Below are 21020 nucleotides of genomic sequence, written 5' to 3'. Positions count from 1 at the left end.
GCATGTTGCTCCGTTAGCGGTTGCTGGACATGAATTGTTTGCAGCGCGCCGAAAGCGGGTTTTCAAATACCTGCTGTGGCGATCCTTGCTCTTCGACCAGGCCCTGGTGCAGGAACACCACTTCACTGGACACCTGGCGGGCAAAGCCCATTTCATGGGTGACCAGCAGCATGGTGCGGCCTTCTTCGGCCAGGGCGCGGATCACATTAAGTACTTCCTGAACCATTTCCGGGTCAAGGGCCGATGTGGGCTCGTCGAACAGGATGACTTTGGGCTGCATGGCCAGGGTGCGTGCGATCGCGGCGCGTTGTTGCTGGCCGCCGGACAGTTGCGCGGGGTAGGCATGACGCTTGTCACTGATGCCGACCTTGGCCAGCAAGGCTTCGGCGATTTCAGTGGCTTCGGCCTTGCTCTGGCCGAGCACGCGGCGCGGGGCCTCGATGATGTTGTCGAGGACGCTCATGTGCGGCCACAGGTTAAAGTTTTGAAACACAAAACCGATTTCGCTGCGCAGGCGGTTGATCTGTTTGCCGTCGGCGGCCACCAGTTCGCCGTTTTTCGCAGCCTTGAGCTTGAGCTCTTCACCAGCCACCAGGATTTGCCCCTGGTGCGGGTTTTCCAGCAGGTTGATGCAGCGCAGGAACGTGGACTTGCCGGAACCGGAGGAACCCAGGATCGAGATCACATCGCCGTCGCGGGCGGTCAGCGAGATACCTTTAAGCACCTCCAGCTCACCATAGCGTTTATGCAAGTTGCGGATTTCAAGCGCGGGCGTGGCCTCAGCCATGTGCGGTCCTCATTGTGTTCATTGCGCTCCTGCTGTTGGCCCGCCTTCCTGGCGAGGCGCCAAGCTAGCATAGCGTCCGGATGACAGCCAACAGCCCTGCAGGCGGTAAACAGACGGTCTGCGGCAGGGTGTCGCATCGGCACAGCAGTGTGTCGCGCCATCAACAACCGAACAGCCGTTTGAACCAGTATTCCTACAGGTTTCGCGTAAAAAAGGGCGCGATGGTGCCAGCTTTGGCCGGGTGTTGGAAGGGTTAAACCGGCGAACGGTCCTTATCAGCCCTTTTATGGGGCGTTACGCACAAATTGTGTGTGTTTTTGGTGCGCTGATTCGTCTTTCAAGTGAGTCGCACAGTAACGCTATAGCGGAATGCCATTAGTGTCAGTGACTTACGAGAGCTATTGAGTTTCCCTACAGCCCCCGTCAATCGCGGCTCTGTAACATTTTGGCGCAAATCTTGCGTAAAAAATAAAGAACGCCCCGTTGGTTTCTTTTCACGAGAAAGACGCCAGACCGGGTGGACCGTATTCGCAATTCCTCGCAAAGGTGTGTCAATGAGTAGTACGCAAAGCTCCAATGACCTCGAACAGGGGCTCAAACCGCGTCACGTCACCATGCTGTCGATTGCCGGCGTTATCGGTGCCGGGTTGTTTGTGGGCTCCGGCCACGCGATTGCTGCGGCGGGCCCGGCCGTGCTGCTGGCTTATGCCGCCGCCGGTACGCTGGTGGTGTTGGTGATGCGCATGCTGGCCGAGATGGCCGTGGCATCGCCGGACACGGGTTCGTTCTCTACTTATGCCGACCGTGCGATCGGGCACTGGGCCGGTTTCACCATCGGCTGGTTGTACTGGTGGTTCTGGGTGCTGGTGATTCCGCTGGAAGCCAACGCTGCCGCGACCATCCTGCACGCCTGGTTCCCCGGCGTGGCGATCTGGGCCTTCACCCTGATCATTACCTTGCTGCTGACCGCGACCAACCTGTTCAGTGTGAAGAACTACGGCGAGTTCGAGTTCTGGTTTGCGCTGATCAAAGTGGTGGCGATCATCGGGTTTGTGATCCTCGGCATCCTGGCGATCTTCGGCTTCCTGCCGGGCAGTCAGGTCAGCGGCGTTTCGCACCTGTTCGACACCCAGGGCTTCCTGCCCAACGGCATGGGCGCGGTATTGGCGGCGATCCTGACCACCATGTTCTCGTTCATGGGCACCGAGATCGTGACCATCGCGGCCGCTGAATCGAAGAACCCGGGCCAGCAGATTTCCAAGGCCACCAACTCGGTGATCTGGCGGATCGGCTTGTTCTACCTGGTGTCGATCTTCATCGTCGTGGCCCTGGTGCCGTGGAATGATCCTGCGCTGGCAGCGGTCGGTTCCTACCAGACCGTGCTGGAACGCATGGGCATCCCGAATGCCAAGCTGATCGTTGACCTGGTGGTGCTGGTGGCCGTGACCAGTTGCCTGAACTCGGCGCTGTACACCGCTTCGCGCATGATGTTCTCCCTGGGCCGTCGCGGTGATGCGCCGGCGGTGTCCAAGATCACCAACAAGAGCGGCACGCCTTACTGGGCGGTGTTGCTGTCTACCGGCGCGGCGTTCCTGGCGGTATTCGCCAACTACGTGGCGCCGGCGGCGGTGTTTGAATTCCTGCTGGCCAGCTCCGGCGCCATCGCGCTGCTGGTGTACCTGGTGATCGCCGTGTCGCAACTGCGCATGCGCCAGAAACGCACGGAAGCGGGCGAGAAGATTGCCTTCAAGATGTGGCTGTTCCCGGGCCTGACGTATGCGGTGATCGTGTTCATCGTGGGCGTGCTGACGATCATGTTGTTCCAGGAAGCGCATCAGGTGGAGATCATTGCCACCGGGATCCTGAGCTTGCTGGTAGTTGCGGCGGGGCTGATGGTGTCGCGTCGGCGCAAGGGCCGGAAGGTTGGGGCGGCGGTGCTTAACTGATGGATTGAAATACGATTCATCAAACACTGCAAAACACTGTGGGAGCCGGGCTTGCCCGCGATGGCGGTGTGTCAGTCAACACATGTATCGACTGACACGCCGCTATCGCGGGCAAGCCCGGCTCCCACATTTCGTTTTGTATCAGTCTTCGGAATTCACCAGCGCCTGTGACGCCGCGACGTAATCGGCCTGGAATTCCGGCGACTCAATCCACGCCAGCGCTGCCGCTTCATCCTCGGTATCCGTGGCCCACTGGCGATACTCGATCAGCGCCGCGAGGATAAAGTCCGTCGCTTCTTCTTCGCCTTCCTGCTCCAGTACCACTGCCAGCAGCGGGTGCGCCAGGAACACGGCACACAGCGCCTGCTGGCTGGTTTCGCCAGCGGTGCGCATCTCCAGGAACAGCTCGGTCAAATCCACCGATTCAAGATCAATGCGGCTGTCATCGCCGGCAAAGGCATCCGGCTTGGTGGCGACGGCGCGTTGGGTGCGATTCTGCTTGGCCTTGGCTTTTGCCCGGTGGGCGCGTTTTTGCTGCTTGTTCGGCGAAGCCATGGGCTCACGTCCTTGGTGTCAGGATCTGGGGATGGGGTATTGAAGCGCAGGTCTGGAGAAATCCCAAGGCTTTCTAGGTGCGATCCGTCACTTGGCGCCCCGGCGTGCCGTTGGCCAACTCTCCCCGTTGCAGCCAAGCCAACGCAATCGGCCACAACCGATCCTGATACTGGCTGCGAAAGAATGCGAAGTGTCCGACCTCTTTTTCGCCGATATCTTCAGGGGCGATCCGCAGGTGCGTGCGCTCGCTGCCGTCGAAGTAACCCAGCAGGCGCTCGATTGCCGCCACTGTGCCAAACGGGTCGTCGGTAATGCTGATGGCCAATATCTGTGCTTTCACCCGCGAAAACGGCAACTCGGGCAAGGCTCGCCCACTCGGACGTTTTTCATAACTCGGCGTCGGCGTACTCCAGTCGCGTACCACGCCCGCCGGGGTATCCTCCAGCCAGCCTATGCGCTTGCCCGGGAAGTAGCCAAAAACCGCTGTCACCAGCGGCATCACCACATGCCATTTGGCAAACATCCGCCAGCGCCCGCTCGCCTCGTAGTCGCGCCAGTAGGCAAACTGCGCGCCTACCGTCACCAGGCGTCGAATCACTGCGCCGGAAGCCCCGAGCCCCGCCGCACATCCGCCAAAACTGTGCCCGACCACATCAATCGGTTGGCCGGGAAACTCCCGCTGGGCTCGCTGCAGGATCGCTTCGAAGTCCAGCACGCCCCAATCGGACCATGAGGCCTTGAACCCTTTCAGCGAGCCGCTGCGGGATTCGCCGATGCCGCGGTAGTCGTAGGTGATGACGTCGAAGCCATTGGCAAACAGGTAATCGGCAAACCGTGAGTAGTGACGGCAGCGTACGGAGGTGGCGGCGTTGATGATGACGACCGGGCGTTCAACGTCTGTGCGCGGATGGCGCCATGTGAAGCCGCCGATGGAATGCCCATCGGCTGTGGGCTCGCGGAATGCTTCGGCTTGAGGTCGGGCTGGCAGGTTCATGAACAGGCTCGATCATTGCGCTTTCGATGGGGTGTCAAAGACCCGTGCGCAGTTTTATGAGAAGTCGAAACTAACAAATTTCTGCTACGAAGACCCCGGGGATTTTTCTGAGGCTCGACCTGAGCGGCACAGATGCCTAGGCTTAGATCCTTTCGCCCACCAGAGCCGGCCCATGACCCGCGACACCCTCGAACAAAACCAGATCCCGATCTACTTCGCCAGCGTGGTGCTGGCTGCCGTTGTCGGCCTGCTGGCGCCCTCCATGGCTCAAGGTGTGGCCGCCCTGGTTACGCCCGCCATCGCCGTGCTGATGTACGCGATGTTCCTGCAAATCCCCTTTCTGGACCTGCGCCAGGGCTTGGGCAACAAACGCTTTATGGCCGCGTTGCTGCTGGCCAACTTCATCCTGATTCCGCTGCTGGTGTGGGCGCTGACTCGGGGCCTGGTGGAACACCCGGCGATCCTGGTGGGTGCGTTGCTGGTGCTGTTGACGCCGTGCATCGACTACGTGGTGGTGTTTACCCATATCGGCAAGGGTGACTCGCGGTTGATGCTGGCAGCGACCCCGATTCTGTTGTTGCTGCAACTGCTGCTGTTGCCGGTCTACCTGGGGTTGATGCTGGGGGCGCAGTCGCAGGTGGTGGTTGCAGTGGGGCCGTTTGTCGAGGCCTTCCTGCTGCTGATCGTTGCGCCCATGATTCTGGCGGTGTTGACCACTTCCCAGTCCCGGCGCTCACCGGTCGTCAGTGCCTGGAACGATGCCTGGGCCTGGCTGCCCGTGCCGGCCATGGCGCTGGTGCTGATGGTGGTGATCGGTTCGCAGATCACCGCCGTGGTCCGCGATATCGGCCTGCTGGCGCCGGTGATCCCGGTGTATATCGGCTTCCTGTTGCTGGCCCCGCTGATGGGGGCGCTGGCTTCGCGCCTGTTCAAGCTATCGGCGCCCACGGCGCGGGCGGTCACCTTCAGCGCCTCCACGCGTAATTCCCTGGTGGTGCTGCCGCTGGCGCTGGCGTTGCCCGAAGAGATCCGTGGGCTCGCTGCTGCAGCGGTGATCACGCAAACCCTGGTGGAATTGGTAGGGGAGCTACTCTACATCCGGCTGCTGCCGCTGCTGATCTGGCCCGCTCGTCGTTAGGCGGATGAATGTTTGATTCCGTTCAGGGCTTATTCAGGGTGGCGTTCGGCAACATGAGCCGGTTTACCCCACCTGACAGGCTGAATAATGGATCAACACAATCGCTTTCGAATGGAATCGCTGGGTATTTTCCTTATCGCCTTGCTGCTGTTCACCCTGGGCATCTGGGATCAGCAGCCACAGGGCTTCGACGGTCGCTGGGCCGTGTTCATGCAAGAGATGTTTCGCCACGGCGCGAGCCTGTTTCCTACCACCTACGGTGAGCCTTACCCGGACTATCCGGGCACCGCGACCTACCTCAGCTATCTCTTTGCCCGTTTATTCGGCGCGCCCAACGACCTGGCTAACGTGATGCCCACCGCCCTGGCGTCTGCCGGGGTCATGGCGCTGATCTACCGCTTGCTGGTGCCGTCCGGTCGGGCGTGGGCATTGCTGACGGTGCTGCTCACCGCATTGACGGCCCAGTTGCTGGAGAAGTCGCGCTCGGTGTGCCTGGACCAGATGATCTCGTTGTTGTGCCTGGGGTGTTTCTACTTGCTGCATAGCGGTGAGCGCCTGGGCTCGCGGCTGCGCCAATATGCGATCTTTCCGTTGTTCGTGGTGGCGTTTGCCATTCGCGGGCCGCTGGGGTTGATCGAGGTGTGCGGGGTGGCCTGTGTCTACTGGGCGCTGGGCACCGCTCGTACGCGGCAAGAGCGGATTGCACTGCTGAAAAAGGTGATTGCCCACGGCGTGGTCGGTTTGATCCTGCTGGCCGGCTGTTGGTGGGCGCTGTTGAAACTGGCGCGGATCAGCGGTGGCGATGCTTTCGTCGATGATGTGCTGCGGATGCAATTCACCGGACGCCTTGATGAAACCGGTGAGGCGTTCTACTTCTACTTCAAGCTGAGCCTGTACCGCTATTTCCCGGTGGTGCCGCTGGCCCTGGCGACGATGATTGCCCTGCGCCACAAATGGTCGGCCCGCCACGACGATGCCGATGTGCAGTTGATGCTGCGTTTGGCCGCCTGCGGACTGATGATTTTGCTGGGCTTGTCGGTGCCGCACTTCAAGCGCGCCTATTACATCGTCCCCATGGTCCCGATGTTTGCCGCGGTGGCCGCCTATGGCTTGCTCCAGGCCCAGGGCTGGTTGCTGGGCGTGCGGCGTGGCTATGAGTGGCTGGTGGCGGTCCTGCCGGTGCTGGGCATTGTCGTGGTGTTTGTCTGTCGGCATCTGTGGCACAAGCACGGCTACTGGCCGGACGTTTCAGTGCCGGCGCTGGTGGGTGTGCTGATCGTGCTGCAACTCGCAGCCGTGATTGCCTGGCGCCGTTTGCAGGGCCATCTCGGCCAGCGCCTGGTGGTGCTCAGCCTGATTGCGCTGGCCACCCAATGGCTGGTGCTGGTGAAGGTTGTGGAGCCGGCCAAGGACCTGCAATTCGACACCAGGAACTTCGTAAGCGCGGTGGAAAAGCTGCGTGCCGATAATCCCGGGACCCTGGTGTTCGTCGATCTGGCCAAGGACACCTGGGCGATTCGCTACATCATGAACCTGGATCACGACGAGCAGCCGCTGTTCATCGGGCGCAACCAACCCTTGCTGGTGGATACGCTGCCGCGCCCCGCCTGGGTGATTGTGGAGCGCAAGCAAACCGCATTGCTCAGCGGCACGCCGCTGGAACACATGGCGCCGGTGTTCAATGGGCGGTTGAATGACAACCCGCTGCTGGTGTTCCTGGTGAAGTGACTCAGTCGCCTTGACATGCTTGTCGGTGGTGACGCCGACAAGAGTGGCGATCACTGGGGAATTAAGGATGGAGCAATGGGGTCGGAATGAGGTGTTGATAACCGGCGCTTTGGATCGTCTTACTGTATGGTCGCCGCCTGGATGACCGGTTGGTCTGATTGGAGCGCTTTGCAGCCTGCCGCAAAACAGGCGCCTGCCAGGCTTGGGTACTTTCGTGGTGATGAGTTTGGGTGCGACATGGAAGCAGTAAAAATGGATTTTGAGTATGCCGGTGCCGAGAGCGTCGGTAGTGCCCACGTGATCGGCCGTTCCTGGCTTGGCGGCCTCAGCATCTGTTTTGACGGAGGCTGCAGCTACCCCTCGATGATCAGCGTGCTGGAGGCTGTGTTCAGGCGCTACGGACGCCTGGTGCGTTTTGGCGAGTCGCTCTCGGCGCAGGATTGGATTGCGCGCGTGGAGGAGAGTGGTTTTCACATCTCCGAGCAGGAGCGGGTTGCGGTGTTGACGTTGATGCGGGGCGGGGGCTGAAGGAGTCAAAAACGGCAGGCAACAAAAAACCCGCACCAGGCGGGTTTTTTGTGTGTTTCAGATGACATTTGCACCACCTGAAACTAATTAGTGGTGCCCAGAGACGGAATCGAACCGCCGACACGGGGATTTTCAATCCCCTGCTCTACCGACTGAGCTATCTGGGCAACGGGGCGCATTAAACGGGTTTTTCAGGGGGTCGTCAAGCAAGTTTTCAAAAAATATTTAATTATTACCGTCGCTTACGGGCCAACCCCCAAATTTGATCAATTATTCAGCAGGTGGCACGTAGCCGTCGGCCTTGGCGTAATCCTCGCCGGAAAAGTACTTGTCCATCTCGCCCTGCAGGTATTTGCGGTCTTCGGCGTTCATCATGTTCAGGCGCTTTTCGTTGATCAACAGGGTCTGGTGCTTTTGCCAGTCAGCCCAGGCCTTGGCGGAGACGTTGTCGAAAATGTCCTGGCCCTTGGCGCCAGGGAACGGGGCGCGCTCCAGGGCGGGCAGTTCTTCGTGGTACTTGCGGCAGATGATGGTGCGGGTCATGACGGAACTCCTGCGTTCAATACTTCAGCCGCGCGCTTCAGCAGTTTTTTCACCGGGGCGGCAAGGCCCAGGCGCGGCGGGGTGGCGAGGTTATACCAGAGCCAGTCAGCCTCGGCCACGTGATGGGCAGACTCCTGGACCTGGACCAGCCAGGGTTCGATAGCCAGTTGGAAGTGGCTGAAGGTGTGGATCAGGCTCGGGAGCTCCTGGTGTTTGCCCAGCGCCAGCGAGTGCTGGTTGGCCAGGTGTTCCAGGTCGGCCAGGTCATCCAGCTCCGGCAGGCTCCACAAACCGCCCCACAGGCCCGTGGAAGGGCGACGGTAAAGCAGGATCGCGCCCTCGTCATTGGCCAGCAACGGCATCAGCGTGCGCTTCTGGGGCACGGTCTTGCGTGGCTTGGGGATCGGGTAGCGGGTTTCCAGGCCGAGCAGGTGCGCTTCGCAGCCCTTTTCCAGCGGGCACAGCAGGCAGCTGGGCTTGCTGCGGGTGCAGAGGGTGGCGCCCATGTCCATCATGGCCTGGGTGTAGGCGTTGACGCGGTCATGGGGCGTAAAGCGCTCTGCGGTGGCCCACAGCTGTTTGGCGACCTTCGGCTCGCCCGGGTAACCCTCTTGCGCGGTAAAGCGTGCCAGCACGCGTTTGACGTTGCCATCGAGGATCGGCGCTCGCAGGCCCATGCTCAGGCTGGCAATCGCACCCGCGGTGGACAGGCCAATGCCGGGCAGTTCGGTGAGTTTTTCGACGTCACGGGGAAACTCGCCGCCATATTCGGCAACGACGATCTTCGCGGTCTTTTGCAGGTTGCGCGCCCGGGTGTAGTAACCCAGCCCGGTCCACAGGTGCAGCACTTCGTCTTCCGGCGCGGCAGCCAGGGCTTCGACCGTTGGCAAGGACGCCATGAACCGGTCGAAGTAGTTCAGCACGGTGCTGACCTGGGTCTGCTGCAACATGATCTCCGAGACCCACACCCGGTAAGGCGTGATGCCCTGTTGCCAGGGCAGGTCATGGCGACCGTGGCGGTCGTACCAGTCGAGCACCGCCGTTGAAAACTGCTCGTTTCTCATCGTTTGAACAGGCCTTTAAGCGCGTCTTTCAGCTGTGGATTGACCTTGTCGAGCTTCTGTTCAAGCTTCTCGCCGAGCTTGTTGCCTGCCGCCTTGATGGTGACCTGGCTCAAGCCGTCCTTGTCCAGGCGGCAGGCCTTGGCGCCCAGTTCCAGCGGGCCACGGCAGCGCAGCGGGACTTCGATGTTCTGGAAGTTGGAGCCCACCTGGCAAGCCGGGTCCGGCACGTCGCGCTGGTCGCCTTCGACGATGATGCCGACGCGGTAGTCCATGCCCAGCACGCGCAGGTCGACGTCACCGTCGCCGTTGACGGTCAGGCCCGGGATGCGCACTTTCAGGTCGGGGTTGCTGGCCACACCATTGCGCAAGGTCAGGTTGCCCTTGAGTTCCTGGAACGGGGTGTCCTTGCCGCGCTGGTCGCCGCTGAGGGTCTTGCGGTTGAGCAGGGCGATGCCGGTGCACAGCTGTTGCTCGATGTTGGCGTTGAGCAGCACGCCGTTGTTGATCGCGAAGCTGGCGGTACCGTTGAGGCTGTCGATCAGGGCTTTCTGGCTATTGCCGCGGCCGTTGAGGTTGCTGTCGAGGGTGAGCTGGCCCTTCACCGGCGGGTTCTGCCCCTGGGCTTGCAGGATGCGTTCGACCGGTACCTGCTTGATGCGGGTTTGCAGCGCCAGCAGCGGGATGTCCTGGCGCACGTCAAGGTTGCCGTTGGCCTGGAAGGTGCCGTTGTAGAGGCCGCCGCTCAAGGTATCGAGCTTGAGCTGGCCATCGAGGCCGGAGGCTTTCAGGGCGGCATTCTGGATCGGCAGCTTGCTCAGGGTCAGTTGGCCAAAGGACAGGTCGGCGTTTACGTCCAGGGTGCGCAGGCGGGTCAGGGGCAGCAGCTTGTCGGTACTCCAGGCGGCTTTGGTCGGGGCGTCCGGCAGCGGTGTGGTGCCACCGGCCGCCATGGCGCCGGCTTCGCTGTTCTGCACTTCGGCCTGGCGTGCGGCCGCGGCGCCCTTGGCGGCTTCGGACTTGGCCGGCAGGTAGTTGTCGGCGTTGAACGTGTCGGCCTTGAGCTGCACTCGCAGGGATTGCTTGGCGAAATCATCCACGGCCACGCGCCCGGTAAAGGTGCTGTCGTCGAGTTTCAGGTTGAGGTCTTCAAGCGCCAGGCTGGTCGGCGTGCCCTTGAGGCGGCTGACCAGTTCGACCCTGCTCAGGCTGCCGGCGGCCATCGGTGGCAGCGGGTTGCCGACGCTGTCGAGGAACTTGGCCAGGTCAAACTGGGCAATCGACAGGGCGCCGCTGAGCTGTGGAGTCTTGTCCAGGTCGTTGACCTTCAGCTCGCCCAGGGCGCGCAGTTGGTTCAGCGACAACTTCATGCCGGTCCATTCGGCGATATTCGCAGACTGGTCCACCAGCAATTGGCCCTGGGTCGAAAAGGTCACGGTCTTGCCTTGCAGCGGCTCGCCGGTGGCTTCACCAGTGACCTTCATGTCTTCGAACTGGTAGCGCTTGAGGGCGCGCTGAATGCGCAGGTTGCCGTTGACCTCGGTCTTGACGCGCATCAGCGGCTGGTTGGTGCCGAAGAACGCGGTGAGTTTGACCGGGATGCTTGCACCTTCGTGCACGGCGCCGGCACTCAGCTGGATGCTTTCGGCGCTGAACTGCTTGCCGGTCTGCTCGTCGTTGTATTCGACGCGGGCGTTGTTGATGGTCAGGCTGTCGATGTCCAGGCGGATCGGCTGCGGCGGCTTTTCAGGCTTGGGCGGTGTGGCCGCTTCAGTCACGGCAGGCGTGGTGGCGGCGGTAGCCGGGTCCGGCACATTCTTGCCGATGTCTTCCCAGTTGCCGTGGCCATGCACGTCTTTGTTCAGGCGCAGGTTCAGGCCTTCGACACGTACATCGCTCATCTGCACTTCACGGCGCAGCAGCGGCAGTACGCGCACCGACAGGCCGAGCATCTGCAGGTCGGCAAACGGTTGGCTCGGATTGGTCAGGGTCGCAACGCTGGCCTCGTGCAATTCAAGACCGAGCCAGGGGAACAGGCTCCAGCCGATGTCGCCATTGAGCGTCAGCTCGATGTGGGCCTTGTCGCGGGCAATCTGGCGAATCTCGTCTTTGTAGTCGTTGGGATCGAAGAGATGGGTCAGGGCAAAGCCTAGAGCCACAATGATCAGCAACAGCCCGAGAAGTACCAGACCCAGGATTTTGCCGAACGCTTTCATGGGCGAGTCCTTGTATGTCGATTTTAAAATTTAGCCGAAGAGTATAACGCTCGTAGCCCTATGGCTGTTTAGGGATCGTTACATGGCGTCAAACAAATCAGATAACTCCAGAAAGGTGATATCAGTTTGGTTTTTCTGTCATCCACAGATGCTAATCTGCGCATGTTCGTCTGCCGTCTGCGACTAAACGTCGCGTTTAAAAGGAGCTTTACTCAACAAAACGGCCACGCCTTGCGTGTAAGGCCGAGGGAGAGAGCGCCCGACGGACACATACTAATAACTGGGGGAAACACCAATGAGCACTAGCACTGCGGCGGGTAATACTGCTGCACAGCCTGCGTTCCTGTCCAAGGAACGCATTATCGCCAAGCCCGGGTTCAACCGCTGGCTGGTACCACCGGCCGCCCTGGCGATCCACCTGTGTATCGGCATGGCCTACGGTTTTTCGGTGTTCTGGCTGCCGTTGTCCAAGGCGCTGGGGATCACCGCACCGGTCGCCTGCGCGCCGGACATGAGCTTCATCAGCCAGGTCTTCTCGTCGCAATGCGACTGGCCCATCTCCATGCTGGGCTGGATCTACACCCTGTTCTTCATCTTTCTCGGCTGCTCGGCAGCGATCTGGGGCGGCTGGCTGGAACATGCCGGGCCACGCAAGGCTGGTGTCGTTTCGGCCTTGTGCTGGTGTGGCGGCCTGCTGATCTCCGCGCTGGGGATCTATACCCACCAGATCTGGCTGATGTGGATCGGCTCCGGGGTCATTGGCGGTATCGGCCTGGGCCTGGGCTATATCTCGCCGGTCTCGACCCTGATCAAGTGGTTCCCGGACAAGCGCGGCATGGCCACCGGCATGGCGATCATGGGCTTCGGCGGCGGCGCGATGGTGGGTGCCCCGCTGGCAGCCGCCTTGATGGGCCACTTTGCCTCGCCGACCAGCGTTGGCGTGTGGCAGAGCTTCGTGGTCATGGCCGTGATCTACTTCGTGTTCATGATCGGCGGCGCCTTGTCCTACCGTGTTCCGCCTACCGGCTGGAAGCCTGAGGGCTGGACTGCCCCGGCGAAAAAAGCCAGCAATGCGATGATCACCCACCGTCACGTGCACGTGAACGTGGCCTGGAAAACCCCGCAATTCCGCCTGGTGTGGCTGGTGCTGTGCCTGAACGTGTCTGCCGGCATCGGCATCCTCGGCATGGCTTCGCCGCTGCTGCAGGAAGTGTTCGGCGGCAAGTTGCTGGGTAACGGCCTGGCATTTGGCCAACTGGATGCCGGCCAACTGGCTTCCATCGCGGCCATCGCAGCCGGCTTTACCGGTCTGTTGAGCCTGTTCAACATCGGTGGCCGGTTCTTCTGGGCATCGTTCTCCGACTACCTGGGCCGTAAAAACACCTACTTCGTGTTCTTCGCATTGGGCTTTGCCCTGTACGCGCTGATCCCGAACCTGGGTCACCTGGGCAACGTCGCGCTGTTCGTGGCGGCGTTCTGCATCATCCTGTCGATGTACGGCGGTGGTTTTGCGACGGTGCCGGCTTACCTGGCGGACCTGTTCGGTACGCAAATGGTGGGTGCGATCCACGGTCGCCTGCTGACCGCTTGGGCAGCGGCGGGCGTATTGGGCCCGGTGCTGGTGAACTACCTGCGTGAGTATCAGTTGAGCATCGGCGTTGAACGCGCTGCCGCCTACGACATCACCTTGTACATCCTCGCCGGCCTGCTGGTGCTGGGCTTTATCTGCAACCTGCTGGTACGGCCGGTGGCAGACAAGTACTTCATGACCGACGCCGAACTGGCTGCCGAGCAGGCGCTGGGCCATGACAAGGGCGCCGATTCCAGCACCGTGCTGGAGTGGAAAGCCTCCTCCGGCAGCGTGCCATTGGCGGTGGCTGCCTGGCTGGTGGTGGGTATTCCGTTGGCGTGGGGCGTGTGGGTCACCCTGCAGAAAACCGCAGTACTGTTCCACTAACACCGCGTAACCCTTGTGGGAGCGGGCTTGTGTGGGAGCGGGCTTGCTCGCGAATGCGATGGATCAGTCAGCACATGTATTGGCTGACACACCGCTTTCGCGAGCAAGCCCGCTCCCACGCAAAGCTGCCCCCACACTTGTACTGACATGTCTATCCCCGACACTCCATCAGTCTTATCCCCTCCGATGTTTCTGTTTAGCGCCCGCGCCCCTATAATGGCTGCCTTTTTCGCCCAATGATTTTGCGGAGTTGGTGATGGCCGAACGTAAGGCGTCCGTCGAGCGCGACACTCTGGAAACCCAGATCAAAGCCTCGATCAACCTGGATGGCACCGGAAAGGCCCGATTTGATATCGGTGTACCTTTTCTTGAGCACATGCTGGACCAGATCGCCCGTCACGGGCTGATCGACCTGGATATCGTCAGCAAGGGCGACCTGCATATCGACGACCACCACACGGTGGAAGACGTCGGTATCACGTTGGGCCAGGCATTTGCCAAAGCCATCGGCGACAAGAAAGGCATCCGTCGCTACGGCCACGCCTATGTCCCGCTGGATGAAGCGCTGTCGCGTGTGGTCATCGACTTCTCCGGCCGCCCGGGCCTGCAGATGCACGTGCCGTACACCCGCGCCACCGTGGGCGGCTTCGACGTCGACCTGTTCCAGGAATTCTTCCAGGGTTTCGTCAACCACGCCCTGGTCAGCCTGCACATCGACAACCTGCGTGGCACCAACACCCACCACCAGATCGAGACCGTGTTCAAGGCTTTCGGCCGTGCCCTGCGCATGGCCGTGGAGCTGGATGACCGCATGGCCGGGCAAATGCCGTCGACCAAGGGCGTCCTGTAATGCAGACGGTCGCGGTTATCGACTACGGCATGGGTAACCTGCACTCGGTGGCCAAGGCCCTCGAGCACGTAGGTGCCGGCAAGGTGCTGATCACCAGCGATGCCGACGTGATTCGCGAAGCCGACCGGGTAGTGTTCCCGGGGGTTGGCGCGATTCGCGACTGCATGGCCGAGATTCGTCGCCTGGGCTTCGACAGCCTGGTGCGTGAAGTCAGCCAGGACCGGCCGTTCCTCGGCATCTGCGTGGGCATGCAAGCCTTGCTCGACAGCAGTGAAGAGAACGACGGCGTCGACTGCATCGGTCTGTTTCCGGGCCAGGTGAAGTTTTTCGGCAAGGACCTGCACGAAGACGGCGAGCACCTGAAGGTGCCACACATGGGCTGGAACGAAGTGCGCCAGACCGTGGATCACCCGCTGTGGCACGAAGTGCCGGACCTGGCGCGTTTCTATTTCGTACACAGCTATTACATCGCCGCCGGTAACCCGCGCCAGGTGGTGGGTGGCGGGCACTATGGCGTCGACTTCGCCGCGGCCCTGGCCGACGGTTCGCGCTTTGCCGTGCAATTCCACCCGGAGAAGAGCCATACCCATGGCCTGCAATTGCTGCAGAACTTCGCCGCGTGGGACGGGCGCTGGTAATGGCCAAGAAGGTCAAGCCGCCGATCTTGAACCTCACTCCCCAGCAGGAGAGTGAGGCCACCGACAAGATCAAGCGTTTCATGGAAGACCGCTTCGAGCTCAAGCTCGGCTCGTTCGAGGTCGCAGAAATCCTCGAACTGTTCACCACTGAAATTGCTCCGCACTATTACAACAGGGCGATTTTCGATGTGCAGACGCACCTTAAAGAAAGGTTCGAAAGCATCGAAAGCGACTTGTGGGCGCTCGAGAAACCCTGATTTCCCGAGCAACGCTGAATATCGAATAAGGTTTGCCAGATGCTGATTATTCCCGCTATCGATCTCAAGGACGGCGCCTGCGTACGTCTGCGCCAGGGCCGCATGGAAGATTCCACGGTGTTCTCCGATGACCCGGTGAGCATGGCTGCCAAGTGGGTGGAAGGCGGTTGCCGTCGTCTGCATCTGGTGGACTTGAACGGTGCGTTCGAAGGCCAGCCGGTCAACGGCGAAGTCGTCACGGCGATCGCCAAGCGCTACCCGAACCTGCCGATCCAGATCGGCGGCGGCATCCGCTCCCTGGAAACCATCGAACACTACGTGAAAGCAGGCGTGAGCTACGTGATCATCGGCACCAAGGCAGTAAAAGACCCGGCCTTCGTCGCCGAAGCCTGCCGTGCGTTCCCCGGCAAAGTGATCGTGGGCCTGGACGCCAAGGACGGTTTCGTCGCCACCGACGGCTGGGCCGAGATCAGCACCGTCCAGGTGATCGACCTCGCCAAGCAGTTTGAAGCCGACGGCGTCTCCGCCATCGTTTATACCGACATCGCCAAAGACGGCATGATGCAGGGCTGCAACGTACCGTTCACCGCTGCGCTGGCTGCGGCCACCAAGATCCCGGTGATCGCTTCCGGCGGTATCCACAACCTGGGCGACATCAAGTCGCTGCTGGACGCGAAGGCGCCGGGGATCATCGGCGCCATCACCGGCCGGGCGATCTATGAAGGCACCCTGGACGTCGCTGAAGCCCAGGCTTACTGCGACGCCTACAACGGCTGAGGACTGACCATGGCGCTGGCCAAACGCATCATCCCTTGCCTGGACGTCGACAACGGTCGCGTGGTCAAGGGCGTCAAGTTCGAGAACATCCGTGACGCCGGCGACCCGGTGGAAATCGCCCGTCGCTACGACGAACAGGGTGCCGACGAGATTACCTTTCTCGACATCACCGCCAGTGTCGATGGTCGCGACACCACGCTGCATACCGTGGAGCGCATGGCCAGCCAGGTGTTTATCCCGCTGACCGTGGGCGGTGGCGTGCGCACCGTGCAGGACATTCGCAACCTGCTGAATGCCGGCGCGGACAAGGTTTCGATCAACACCGCGGCGGTGTTCAACCCGGAATTTGTCGGCGAAGCCGCACAGCACTTCGGTTCGCAATGCATCGTGGTTGCCATCGACGCCAAGAAAGTCTCCGGCCCGGGCGAAACCCCGCGCTGGGAGATCTTCACCCACGGCGGGCGCAAGCCGACCGGGCTGGATGCCGTGCAGTGGGCGATGAAGATGGAAGCCCTGGGTGCCGGTGAAATCCTGCTGACCAGCATGGACCAGGACGGCATGAAAAACGGCTTCGACCTGGGCGTGACCCGCGCCATCAGCGACGCGCTGGGCATCCCGGTGATTGCTTCCGGCGGCGTCGGCAACCTGCAGCACCTGGCCGACGGCGTGATCGAAGGCCACGCCAGCGCAGTGCTGGCGGCGAGTATTTTCCACTTTGGCGAATACACCGTGCCTGAGGCCAAGGCCTACATGGCGGCGCGCGGTATCGTCGTACGCTAAACGTCACTGGACACCATGGCAGGCTCGCGGCACTCTCTGGGCTTGCCATGGATTCCGGTAACTTTCATGTTCAAAGACCTGCTGCTCGCCCTCGCCAGTACCACCGTTCTGCTGACGGGTTCGGCTTACGCTGATGAACCGTCCGACGGCGCTTCCCTGGTGTTGCTGACGGAAAACTTCCCGCCGTACAACATGGCGAAAAACGGCAAGAACTTCGCCAAGGAAGAGAACATCGAAGGCATTGCCGTGGACATCGTCCGCGAGACGTTCCAGCGTGCCGGTATTTCCTACAACCTGACCCTGCGGTTCCCTTGGGACCGGATCTACAAACTCGCCCTGGAAAAACCCGGTTACGGCGTGTTCGTGATGGCGCGCTTGCCGGACCGTGAGGCGCTGTTCAAATGGGTCGGCCCCATCGGCCCGGACGATTGGGTGCTGCTGGCCAAGGCTGACAGCAAGATCCAGCTGAGCGACCTTGAGCAGGCGCGGCGCTACAAGATCGGCGCCTACAAGGGCGACGCCATCGCCGAGAGCCTGGAGAAGCAGGGGCTCAAGCCGGTGATCGTGTTGCGGGATCAGGACAACGCGCAAAAGCTGGTGGATGGCCAGATCGACCTGTGGGCCACCGGGGACCCGGCGGGCCGTTATCTGGCACGCCAGGTCGGGGTGACCGGGCTCAAGACTGTGTTGCGTTTCAACAGCGCGGAGCTGTACCTGGCGCTGAACAAAAACGTGCCGGATGACGTAGTGGCGAAACTCCAGGCGGCCCTCGATCAGTTACGGCAGGAGGGTGTCGTCGATGAAATCATGGGGCGTTATCTCTAGGTCGTTTTCTGTGGGCTCGGGCACCGCTGCTGGTACTTCCTCTGGCTCCTCAACAGCAGTAACCGCCGCTTCAGGTTGCAGCAGCTCGCTGAAGTAGACGTTATCTCCGCTGGCATAGGTCAGGGTTGGCCCGAGCTGGCTGCCGTCAGCCCGCAATAGCTCGTATCGGCTTTTGACCAGGTAGGCAGCGATGGATTTATTCGCCGGGATGTAAGCCATCACATCCGCCACGCCCTCCCGTTCCCAGCCTTGTGCGGTCAAGCCCGTATGCGTGAAGTCGCGATTGAGGTTGGCACTGATACTCAACGGATGCCGGGGTGCCCAGGCAGCCTTTATATCGACGCCGGTCAAGGAGCGCAGGCCCATGGAGAAGTCACTGATCTCTCCTTTTGCGAATACCCAACTGAAGGTTTGGCTTGCTGGCGTGGTGTTTTGACCGCTGGCCACCAAGCTGTACTGGTCGATTCTTTTCAACCGATATACCGGGCACGTTTGCAGTTTTTCCAGGGGCGTCAGGGTCGGGTCGTTCACGGTAAACCAGGGCAGTTCGCACACATGAATGCCCTCTGTTACCTGCTCCGGCATCGTGCGTCCTGGTGCCATTTCGGGTGAAAGTGACGGCAAATCCTCGGAATGAAGCGCAAGGTCCAGCCGCAGGGCGTGCACCGGGCTTTGCCTGGTTGGCTTGGCATAGCCCTCGGCGCCGGTAAAGGTGCCCGGTGCCAGGTAGGCTTGGCCAGGAGCTGCTTGCGACGGGGAGACACCCCAGGCGCTGAAGTCCCGGTGGGCGCCGCTGCCTTGGTCGCTCCAGATCAACTGGTCGACATAGGCCTGAGTCACCAGGTCTTCTCTGACACAGCGGATGGTATTGCGTGGTGGTTTGTCGTTACCGAGGCCACAGACCAGCCCCATCGCCACATAACCTTCTGGAGCGGTGGGCCGCCAGATTGAGAAATTGGCGCGTGCCCTTGGTCCCGAGTGTTCCCAGACTCTCTCGAAGTCGACGGGGGGCCGCAAGGCGGTGCCATTCTCCCGGTCAACTTCGCTGACAACCGCGACGATGTTCAGTTGATTGATGTTGTGGTAACCCGCCACCGCCACATCACCCAGCGGGACGAAGTTGCCCAGCGCGTCGGAGGATGTGCTCGGGCGCCAGAAGGTCACGGGTTTTTCGGCGCGAGTGCCTTTGTCGTTCCATACAGGAACGAACTCGGTGGTGAAGTTGATCAGCAGGTCTTTGTATTGCAGTGAGTTCATCTACAGACTCTCCAGTGGATACGAAGATCCACTATCGAAGAGTCCGCTCGGTCAGGCGCGGTAGCTATATAGCACTAGCGGTAAGTGCCGTTTTTTCCGTGCCCGGCCATGGCCTGGTTGCTGCGCAGGCTGATCATCAACTTGATGTCGATCCACTCGATGCCCTGGGCCTTGAGCTTGGGCAGCTCACGTTCGAGTACCGCCAGTGTCTGTGGATAAGGGTGGCCGATCATCACCGCCGAACCCTGTTTGTGGGCCAGCTTGATCGCGGTCTGCAGCTGGGTGGTGATGGCCGCTTCGGTGCGTTCGTCATCGAGGAACACATCCCGCGAGACGCTGGCCAGGCCAATCTTTTGCGCCTCGGCGGCGGCGACGGTTTTGGCGCTGGTGCGGCTGTCGACGAAGAACTTGTGGCGCCGTTGCAACTCACCCATCAACCAGGCCATGGCCTCCGGCTGGGCGGTCATGCGGCTGCCCATGTGGTTGTTGATGCCGGCGGTGTAGGGCACGGCCTTGAAGGCCGCGTCCAGGCGTTTGCCCAGCTCTTCGATAGGCAGCTCGGGGTGCCAGGCGAACGGGCCGGTGGCCGGGTCCATGGGCATGTGCAGGATGACGATCTTGCCGGCCTTGTGGGCTTCGCGGGCGAATTCGGCGGCGTGGGGAGTGTCGGGCATGATCGCCGTGGTCACCGGGCCGGGCAGGGCGAGCACACGACGATCCCGGGGCAGGTTTTGCCCCAGGTCGTCGATGATCAGGGTCAGGTAGGCTTTGTGTTCAGCGGGGGCTGCACTGGCGGGGTTGCCTTGGGCGACTCCCGCCAGACAGCACAGCAAAGCGATGATCAGTCCACGGCGCATATCAACGGCTGCGCGTAATGCTCAGGCCCTTGAGCAGGCTCAGCGCCTGGGCCAACTGATAATCGTCGTCCTGCGGCATCGGCTTGGCTTTCGAGCCGCTGCCGGTCGGCTGGTCGGCGCCGCCGTTGCCATTGCCCAGGTGGCCTTGCAGGTCCGCTTCCTTGTAGAACTCGCTGTCGGCTTCGTTGGTGATCTTGGCCTTGCGCACTTCGATGTCCGGCACGATGCCCTGGGCCTGGATCGAGCGACCGTTCGGCGTGTAGTACAGCGCCGTGGTGATCTTCAAGGCACGCTCGTTGTTCAGCGGCAGCACGGTTTGCACCGAGCCTTTGCCGAAGCTGGTGGTGCCCATCAGCACGCCGCGTTTCTGGTCTTGCAGGGCGCCGGCGACGATTTCCGAAGCCGAGGCGCTGCCGCCGTTGATCAGCACAACCATCGGCACGCCTTCGCTGAGGTCGTTGCCGGTGGCCGAGAAGCGCAGCTCGGAGTTGGCGATACGGCCCTTGGTGTAGACGATCAGGCCCTTGGTGATGAAGTGGTCGACCACTTCCACAGCGGCCTGCAACACGCCGCCCGGGTTGTTACGCAGGTCGAGCACGATGCCGCTGAGTTTCTTGCCGTTGTCTTTGCGCAGCTTGGCGAGGGCCTTGGCCACTTCGTCGCCGGTCTTGACCTGGAACTGGGTGATACGGATGTAGCCGTAGCCCGACTCCAGCAGCTGGCTCTTCACGCTCTTGACCGTGATGGTGGCGCGGGTCAGGGTCACGTCGAACGGCGTGCCGCCGTCGCGCACCAGGGTCAGGGTGATTTTCTGGCCGATCTTGCCACGCATCTTGTCGACGGCTTCGGTCATGGTCTGGCCGCGGGTCGGCTGGCCGTTGATCTTGACGATAAAGTCACCGGCCTGGATGCCGGCCTTGGACGCAGGGGTGTCATCGATCGGCGAAACGACCTTGATGTTGCCGTCGTCGGCGCCGACTTCAATGCCCAGGCCACCGAATTCACCGCTGGTACTCTCCTGCAGCTCGGCGAAATCCTCCGGGCCCAGGTAGGCGGAGTGCGGGTCAAGGTTGCTGAGCATGCCCTTGATGGCATTTTCCAGCAGGGTCTTGTCGTCCACAGGTTCGACATAAGCGGCCTTGATCCGGTCCATGACCTCGGCAAAGGTGCGCAACTCGTCCAGCGGCAGCGGGGCCTTGGTGGTCGCGGCCGTGGCCGACTGGGCGGTCTGGTCGGCGAATGCCAAAGGCGCGCCGATCACCAGAGCGATCGTCAGGGCCAGCGATGTGAGGCGGGACAAATGCAGCATGTCGAACGAACTCCTAA

Annotated in this window: 20 protein-coding genes and 1 tRNA gene; 11 read left to right on the top strand and 10 right to left on the bottom strand. The window is 61.4% G+C overall.

Annotation, left to right across the window (positions count from 1 at the left end; genetic code table 11):
• Positions 1–13 precede the first annotated feature (13 nt).
• The gene (locus HX811_RS08470) at positions 14–787 is read right to left on the bottom strand and encodes an ABC transporter ATP-binding protein (protein WP_003218059.1); all 774 of its coding nucleotides are present in this window, start codon (positions 785–787) and stop codon (positions 14–16) included.
• A 554-nt stretch (positions 788–1341) separates the two neighbouring features.
• Between HX811_RS08470 and gabP the strand changes: the two genes are divergently transcribed.
• A complete protein-coding gene (gene gabP / locus HX811_RS08465) occupies positions 1342–2733 on the top strand; it encodes a GABA permease (protein WP_003218057.1) in 1392 nt (463 codons plus the stop codon).
• A 141-nt stretch (positions 2734–2874) separates the two neighbouring features.
• Here gabP and HX811_RS08460 read toward each other — a convergent pair whose 3' ends face one another.
• Together HX811_RS08460 and HX811_RS08455 are read right to left on the bottom strand one after the other, a co-directional pair.
• Positions 2875–3288: a hypothetical protein gene (locus HX811_RS08460; protein WP_008435696.1), complete on the bottom strand. Its 414-nt coding sequence runs from the start codon at positions 3286–3288 to the stop codon at positions 2875–2877.
• Positions 3289–3361: 73 nt separating this feature from the next.
• Positions 3362–4282, bottom strand: coding sequence for an alpha/beta fold hydrolase (locus tag HX811_RS08455; protein WP_177045539.1), 921 nt, complete (start codon positions 4280–4282; stop codon positions 3362–3364).
• A gap of 172 nt (positions 4283–4454) precedes the next feature.
• Here HX811_RS08455 and HX811_RS08450 point away from each other — a divergent pair, with 172 nt between their 5' ends.
• From HX811_RS08450 to HX811_RS08440, 3 genes are all read left to right on the top strand, one after another.
• Positions 4455–5420 (top strand): arsenic resistance protein, encoded by a 966-nt coding sequence (locus tag HX811_RS08450; protein WP_102367919.1) that lies wholly within the window; start codon positions 4455–4457, stop codon positions 5418–5420.
• A gap of 87 nt (positions 5421–5507) precedes the next feature.
• A complete protein-coding gene (locus tag HX811_RS08445; protein ID WP_177045538.1) occupies positions 5508–7148 on the top strand; it encodes a glycosyltransferase family 39 protein in 1641 nt (546 codons plus the stop codon).
• A 126-nt stretch (positions 7149–7274) separates the two neighbouring features.
• Positions 7275–7676 carry a hypothetical protein gene (locus HX811_RS08440; RefSeq protein WP_003218048.1) on the top strand — a complete coding sequence of 134 codons (402 nt, stop codon included), beginning with the start codon at positions 7275–7277 and terminating at the stop codon, positions 7674–7676.
• A gap of 91 nt (positions 7677–7767) precedes the next feature.
• Here the strand turns inward: HX811_RS08440 and HX811_RS08435 are convergent.
• The 4 genes from HX811_RS08435 to HX811_RS08420 all read right to left on the bottom strand — a co-directional run bounded on the left by HX811_RS08435 (position 7768) and on the right by HX811_RS08420 (position 11496).
• Positions 7768–7843 (bottom strand) — tRNA-Phe (locus tag HX811_RS08435).
• Between the two features lie 103 nt (positions 7844–7946).
• Positions 7947–8219 carry an oxidative damage protection protein gene (locus HX811_RS08430; RefSeq protein WP_087693327.1) on the bottom strand — a complete coding sequence of 91 codons (273 nt, stop codon included), beginning with the start codon at positions 8217–8219 and terminating at the stop codon, positions 7947–7949.
• Positions 8216–9283, bottom strand: coding sequence for an A/G-specific adenine glycosylase (gene mutY / locus HX811_RS08425; RefSeq protein ID WP_087693328.1), 1068 nt, complete (start codon positions 9281–9283; stop codon positions 8216–8218). Before mutY ends, HX811_RS08430 begins: the two co-directional genes overlap by 4 nt.
• Positions 9280–11496: an AsmA family protein gene (locus HX811_RS08420; RefSeq protein WP_177045537.1), complete on the bottom strand. Its 2217-nt coding sequence runs from the start codon at positions 11494–11496 to the stop codon at positions 9280–9282. Before HX811_RS08420 ends, mutY begins: the two co-directional genes overlap by 4 nt.
• Before the next feature lie 295 nt (positions 11497–11791).
• Here HX811_RS08420 and HX811_RS08415 point away from each other — a divergent pair, with 295 nt between their 5' ends.
• The 7 genes from HX811_RS08415 to HX811_RS08385 all read left to right on the top strand — a co-directional run bounded on the left by HX811_RS08415 (position 11792) and on the right by HX811_RS08385 (position 17580).
• Positions 11792–13453, top strand: a complete 1662-nt coding sequence (locus HX811_RS08415; protein WP_102367922.1) for an OFA family MFS transporter — start codon at positions 11792–11794, stop codon at positions 13451–13453.
• A gap of 256 nt (positions 13454–13709) precedes the next feature.
• Entirely contained in the window at positions 13710–14303 is a 594-nt protein-coding gene (gene hisB / locus HX811_RS08410; protein ID WP_003218037.1) for an imidazoleglycerol-phosphate dehydratase HisB, read from the top strand.
• Entirely contained in the window at positions 14303–14941 is a 639-nt protein-coding gene (gene hisH, locus HX811_RS08405) for an imidazole glycerol phosphate synthase subunit HisH (protein ID WP_003218034.1), read from the top strand. Before hisB ends, hisH begins: the two co-directional genes overlap by 1 nt.
• Positions 14941–15198 carry a DUF2164 domain-containing protein gene (locus HX811_RS08400; protein ID WP_003218033.1) on the top strand — a complete coding sequence of 86 codons (258 nt, stop codon included), beginning with the start codon at positions 14941–14943 and terminating at the stop codon, positions 15196–15198. Before hisH ends, HX811_RS08400 begins: the two co-directional genes overlap by 1 nt.
• 39 nt (positions 15199–15237) lie before the next feature.
• On the top strand, positions 15238–15975 hold the full coding sequence (gene hisA, locus HX811_RS08395; RefSeq protein WP_003187784.1) for a 1-(5-phosphoribosyl)-5-[(5-phosphoribosylamino)methylideneamino]imidazole-4-carboxamide isomerase: 738 nt from the start codon (positions 15238–15240) through the stop codon (positions 15973–15975).
• 9 nt (positions 15976–15984) lie between these two features.
• Positions 15985–16755: an imidazole glycerol phosphate synthase subunit HisF gene (hisF, locus tag HX811_RS08390; protein WP_003218030.1), complete on the top strand. Its 771-nt coding sequence runs from the start codon at positions 15985–15987 to the stop codon at positions 16753–16755.
• A 66-nt stretch (positions 16756–16821) separates the two neighbouring features.
• Positions 16822–17580, top strand: coding sequence for an ABC transporter substrate-binding protein (locus HX811_RS08385; RefSeq protein ID WP_177045536.1), 759 nt, complete (start codon positions 16822–16824; stop codon positions 17578–17580).
• Here HX811_RS08385 and HX811_RS08380 read toward each other — a convergent pair.
• From HX811_RS08380 to HX811_RS08370, 3 genes are all read right to left on the bottom strand, one after another.
• On the bottom strand, positions 17533–18837 hold the full coding sequence (locus HX811_RS08380; RefSeq protein ID WP_177045535.1) for a Vps62-related protein: 1305 nt from the start codon (positions 18835–18837) through the stop codon (positions 17533–17535). The genes HX811_RS08385 and HX811_RS08380 overlap by 48 nt on opposite strands.
• Positions 18838–18911: 74 nt before the next feature.
• Positions 18912–19694, bottom strand: coding sequence for a divergent polysaccharide deacetylase family protein (locus tag HX811_RS08375; protein WP_177045534.1), 783 nt, complete (start codon positions 19692–19694; stop codon positions 18912–18914).
• A gap of 1 nt (position 19695) precedes the next feature.
• A complete protein-coding gene (locus HX811_RS08370; RefSeq protein WP_003218023.1) occupies positions 19696–21003 on the bottom strand; it encodes a S41 family peptidase in 1308 nt (435 codons plus the stop codon).
• Between the last annotated feature and the right edge of the window lie 17 nt (positions 21004–21020).

The sequence above is a fragment of the Pseudomonas sp. F8002 genome (genome assembly GCF_013385495.1).
In the GTDB taxonomy this organism is placed as follows: Bacteria; Pseudomonadota; Gammaproteobacteria; order Pseudomonadales; family Pseudomonadaceae; genus Aquipseudomonas.
Note: the sequence above shows the minus strand (reverse complement) of the source record. Positions and strands in the feature narration are given on the sequence as shown.

Bases quoted from the DNA above. Each gene is read 5' to 3' on its own strand.
- HX811_RS08450 (WP_102367919.1), top strand. From the start codon at position 4,455: ATGACCCGCGACACCCTCGAACAAAACCAGATCCCGATCTACTTCGCC.
- hisA (WP_003187784.1), top strand. From the start codon at position 15,238: ATGCTGATTATTCCCGCTATCGATCTCAAGGACGGCGCCTGCGTACGT.
- HX811_RS08380 (WP_177045535.1), bottom strand. From the start codon at position 18,837: ATGAACTCACTGCAATACAAAGACCTGCTGATCAACTTCACCACCGAG.
- HX811_RS08445 (WP_177045538.1), top strand. From the start codon at position 5,508: ATGGATCAACACAATCGCTTTCGAATGGAATCGCTGGGTATTTTCCTT.
- HX811_RS08460 (WP_008435696.1), bottom strand. From the start codon at position 3,288: ATGGCTTCGCCGAACAAGCAGCAAAAACGCGCCCACCGGGCAAAAGCC.
- HX811_RS08440 (WP_003218048.1), top strand. From the start codon at position 7,275: ATGGTCGCCGCCTGGATGACCGGTTGGTCTGATTGGAGCGCTTTGCAG.
- HX811_RS08455 (WP_177045539.1), bottom strand. From the start codon at position 4,282: ATGAACCTGCCAGCCCGACCTCAAGCCGAAGCATTCCGCGAGCCCACA.
- hisF (WP_003218030.1), top strand. From the start codon at position 15,985: ATGGCGCTGGCCAAACGCATCATCCCTTGCCTGGACGTCGACAACGGT.
- HX811_RS08470 (WP_003218059.1), bottom strand. From the start codon at position 787: ATGGCTGAGGCCACGCCCGCGCTTGAAATCCGCAACTTGCATAAACGC.
- HX811_RS08430 (WP_087693327.1), bottom strand. From the start codon at position 8,219: ATGACCCGCACCATCATCTGCCGCAAGTACCACGAAGAACTGCCCGCC.
- mutY (WP_087693328.1), bottom strand. From the start codon at position 9,283: ATGAGAAACGAGCAGTTTTCAACGGCGGTGCTCGACTGGTACGACCGC.
- HX811_RS08400 (WP_003218033.1), top strand. From the start codon at position 14,941: ATGGCCAAGAAGGTCAAGCCGCCGATCTTGAACCTCACTCCCCAGCAG.
- HX811_RS08370 (WP_003218023.1), bottom strand. From the start codon at position 21,003: ATGCTGCATTTGTCCCGCCTCACATCGCTGGCCCTGACGATCGCTCTG.
- HX811_RS08415 (WP_102367922.1), top strand. From the start codon at position 11,792: ATGAGCACTAGCACTGCGGCGGGTAATACTGCTGCACAGCCTGCGTTC.
- HX811_RS08420 (WP_177045537.1), bottom strand. From the start codon at position 11,496: ATGAAAGCGTTCGGCAAAATCCTGGGTCTGGTACTTCTCGGGCTGTTG.
- hisH (WP_003218034.1), top strand. From the start codon at position 14,303: ATGCAGACGGTCGCGGTTATCGACTACGGCATGGGTAACCTGCACTCG.
- HX811_RS08385 (WP_177045536.1), top strand. From the start codon at position 16,822: ATGTTCAAAGACCTGCTGCTCGCCCTCGCCAGTACCACCGTTCTGCTG.
- gabP (WP_003218057.1), top strand. From the start codon at position 1,342: ATGAGTAGTACGCAAAGCTCCAATGACCTCGAACAGGGGCTCAAACCG.
- HX811_RS08375 (WP_177045534.1), bottom strand. From the start codon at position 19,694: ATGCGCCGTGGACTGATCATCGCTTTGCTGTGCTGTCTGGCGGGAGTC.
- hisB (WP_003218037.1), top strand. From the start codon at position 13,710: ATGGCCGAACGTAAGGCGTCCGTCGAGCGCGACACTCTGGAAACCCAG.